The organism is Micromonospora sp. NPDC049799, assembly GCF_040656655.1.
In the GTDB taxonomy this organism is placed as follows: Bacteria; Actinomycetota; Actinomycetes; order Mycobacteriales; family Micromonosporaceae; genus Micromonospora.
The window spans coordinates 1-1,653 of record NZ_JBFAMU010000784.1 but is presented as its reverse complement, the minus strand read 5'-3'; the positions used below and the strand labels follow the sequence as shown (position 1 = coordinate 1,653).

The following is a 1,653-nucleotide window of genomic DNA, read 5'->3' as shown; positions in this document are numbered from 1 at the left end:
GACCTCGGCCACCGCGGCGGCGTCCAGGCCGTAGCGGGCGAAACGGCGATCGGGCAGCCGGTCCAGGTACCGGCCGGCGGCCCGGACGTCGTCCGGGTCCAGCGCCGGGTCGAGCTGGCGGGCGAGGTCCAGCAACTCGGGTACGTCGTAGTGGTCCCGGGCGGCCGCGACGTCGACGTAGTCGCGGACCTCCCGCCGGTTGACCAGGGCGGCGGTCTTGTTCGCCACCAGGTCCCGGACGTCCATCACCGGTCCCAGGCCCATCACCACCGGGCTGCGCCGCCGGTCCAGCCGTGCGAGGCTGAGCCGGATCCGACGGCCGTCCCGGCTCACCACGAAGTCCCTGAGGTCCCGGTCGAAGCCGTCGAACAGCTCGGCCACCCCGCTGTCCGGATCGGCGTCGCGCACCGTGTAGCCGGCCGCCTCGAGGACGGCCCGTACCTCGTCGGCCGCCGCCGCGGCGGCGCCCTCGACGTCGGCGAACAGGTCGACGTCCTCGGTCGGTCGGGTCACCATGCCGTGCGCCGCCCACGCCACCCCGCCACCGAGCACGAAGCGGTGCCGTCCGGCGGCGGACAGGGCGACGCGGGCGACCTCGCGGTAGAACTCGTGGGGGTGGGGCGTGTTCACGCCGTACGCAGACCGCGGTGGCGGCTCTCCCACGCCTGGCGTACGCCCCGGGGCAGGTTCAGCAGGGGCCACACCCGGCGCAGCGTACGACCGTTGACGAGCCGCCGGAGGTCGTCGGTCCGGGTGGTTTCCCGCAGGACGTTCTCGTACATCCACAGCAGGTCGTCCGGGTCGGCGAGGTCGAAGGTGCGCTCGCTGGCCCACATGAGCCGTACCGGGAGCTCCACCACGCCACGGGTCGGCCCCGCCAGCTCGGCGAGGGTCCGCGTCACCACCGCCGGCCGGCCGGGACGCGCCAGGTGGGTGTGCCCCGCGACGCGCGCCCGCACGTCCCCCGCGGCCCGTGTGGGCGTCGGGGGCGCGGTGGGGGAGAGCGCCTGCATGCTGTCAGGGTAACGCCGGTCGCCGCCGATACCGCCACAGCCGGCCCGCACCGTGTTTCGCCGACCGTCTCCGGCGGCGATTCTGACTGACTGGCACCCAGAGAGATCTTGGCGGGAAACGGCCCCCTCCAGGGGCCATTCCGTACCAAGATCTCTCGCCGACCCTGGGTCGTGTGTGTGTGCGTGTCCGGTAACAGGCCATGCGTCCGGTTCGGGGTGTGACCGGGGGCATCCTGACGGCGGAATCGTGGCCGGCCGGGGGTCGTTACACATGGCGGACGATCGAGCAGGACGCGCAGCCCCCCGGGCGCGGGTTCGTGGCCCCGGAATGATGGCGGGTAGCCGGTCGTTACATCCCCCTGGCGCCGCGGACGAGCAACCCCCTGCTCCGGTGAGCGTGTGCCGATCCCCCCGAACTTCCTTGAGCACCGGATGGTGCCTCGCACCCCGGCACGGCCGATCCCCCTCGGCTCAGGGTGCCCACCCCCAAAAGGAGCTTCCCCATGAACACGATCATGCGTAAGAGCGTTCTCGGTATCGCTGGTATCGCCTTCGCCGGTGGCATCTTCGCCGGCCCCGCCACCGCCACCGCCGCCCCGGCCGTCGAGTCGACCCCGGTCGCCGTGGTGCAGGCCGACAA

The 1,653-nt window shown here is 73.1% G+C and carries 2 protein-coding genes; both read right to left on the bottom strand.

Annotation, left to right across the window (positions count from 1 at the left end; translation table 11 throughout):
* On the bottom strand, positions 1-630 hold a 630-nt coding region (locus AB0I76_RS29435; protein WP_357042266.1), incomplete at its 3' end, for a nucleotidyl transferase AbiEii/AbiGii toxin family protein.
* On the bottom strand, positions 627-1,013 hold the full coding sequence (locus AB0I76_RS29430) for a hypothetical protein (protein WP_357042263.1): 387 nt from the start codon (positions 1,011-1,013) through the stop codon (positions 627-629). The genes AB0I76_RS29435 and AB0I76_RS29430, both read right to left, overlap by 4 nt.
* Positions 1,014-1,653 lie beyond the last annotated feature (640 nt).